At 61.5% G+C, this 1,602-nt stretch carries 1 protein-coding gene and 1 pseudogene; both read left to right on the top strand.

Annotation, left to right across the window (positions count from 1 at the left end; all coding sequences use genetic code 11):
* Positions 1-277 (top strand): annotated as a pseudogene (locus NYR54_RS19080) (IS3 family transposase); the annotation flags it as partial.
* A 336-nt stretch (positions 278-613) separates the two neighbouring features.
* Positions 614-859 (top strand): hypothetical protein, encoded by a 246-nt coding sequence (locus tag NYR54_RS19075; protein ID WP_261517280.1) that lies wholly within the window; start codon positions 614-616, stop codon positions 857-859.
* The last annotated feature ends 743 nt before the right edge of the window (positions 860-1,602 follow it).

The raw sequence follows: 1,602 nt of genomic DNA, 5'->3' as shown, positions 1-1,602 counted from the left end.
GCTTCGGCTACCGGCGCGTGCATGTCCTGCTGCGGCGGGAGGGCTGGGCCATCAATCGGAAGAAGACCTACAGGCTCTACAAGGAGTTGGGCATGCAGCTGAGAAACAGGACGCCGAAGCGGCGGTGAAGGCGAAGCTGCGCGAGGACCGTGCTGAGGCTGTCGGCCCGAACGATGTCTGGGCCATGGACTTCGTGCACGACCAACTCGCCACCGGCCGCAAGATACGGGTGCTGACGGTGGTCGACACCTTCTCGCGCTACGCGCCGGCCGCAGACCGCCCCTCTCATTCCGCTCATCCGCAACCTGGCAGATACGGGAGACTACAGGAGACGTCAGATGGTGATGTTCGAACCTCATTCCCGCAAGCAGAGCGAGGTCTTCGACCTGGAGCTCGAGCGGCTTTCCAATATCGTCTCGGACATGCACCGGATCCGGGAAGGCATTCCGGTGGAGGAGCTTGCGGGGAAATCTCCCCCATTCCTTGACAACTGGTCCCGCTCCGAGCGACCCGCATCCTGTCTCGTGGGGTCCTGCAGCGGCCATCCGAGGCTCACCGGAACGGGCAGGCTGATCGTCACCTCGGATCTCTGGCTGATGTCCTCGGACGGGAAATGGGCGCGGACCCTGTCGCGCTGGTACCGTCTCGGAAACCCGGCGCCGTCGTCTTCGCCTGCTCCCTCTGCTTCTTCCGACACTGGACCTTCCGCTTCATCTCACCCGCATCCGGATGGGGAAGGAGGGCGATCGCACTGAAGGAGACGGCACTGCGCGAGAACAAGGAGACGCCGACGCCGCATTGCATCGGCCTGCCCGAAGCAGCCGTAGCTGCCTCGGCGCAGCATCGCGGCGGGCGGTGAGTTATCGGAGGGTTGGTCAATGTAGGTGGGGCGACAGTTGTAACGATAAAGGTCGGCTTGGCTGATGCGACAGCCAACGCTTCTCCTCTTCATGTCGATTCAGAATCGGAGGCAGGCGATTCAGGAGCCGGGGAATTCGATTCAGGGACTGCGTGCCAGCGATTCAGCTCTCGAGGCACGCGATTCAACGCTCCGGACGGGCGTTGCAGTGCGACAGCCATCTACTGAACAAGCGAGCACGACGACGCCGTGCAGGCAATGTGAGGTGACGTGCCCGCACGTCATCTCAAACCGATATGCATTGAGACAATTTACGTTAATCCGATTCAGAACCCGAATCTCTGCCAGCGATTCGAGGCACCTGACGGTCGATTCAAAGCTCTGGAAAAGCGTTACATCGCGGACGGCGTGTGCATTGGGGAGAGGAGGGGGACGCGGTTGCAGCGGCTGCGTGCGGCCTGGGAAGCAGCGTGGAGGAGCGCCGAGACGTCGGACATTTCCCAACAGCCCAAGCGGAAGAAGAGGCCGATGAAGCGGGCGGTCTAGGCGGCATAAGAAGAGAGGCGTCAAACAAGCGACGGCTTTAGGCGGGTGACATCTCAAGCGGCTGAAGAAGTCAGCGGCTGGCGTGAGAAAGGATCGAGCAGGTCGGAACCAGATCGAAGTCTGAACCGCGCCGGGTTTGCCGGAGGCTCCAACTCCTGAGTAGGATGGAGCATCATGAGCAAGACGACGAACAAGTT

This window comes from Chelativorans petroleitrophicus (assembly GCF_025398195.1).
GTDB classification, from domain to species: domain Bacteria; phylum Pseudomonadota; class Alphaproteobacteria; order Rhizobiales; family Rhizobiaceae; genus Chelativorans; species Chelativorans petroleitrophicus.
Note: the sequence above shows the minus strand (reverse complement) of the source record. Positions and strands in the feature narration are given on the sequence as shown.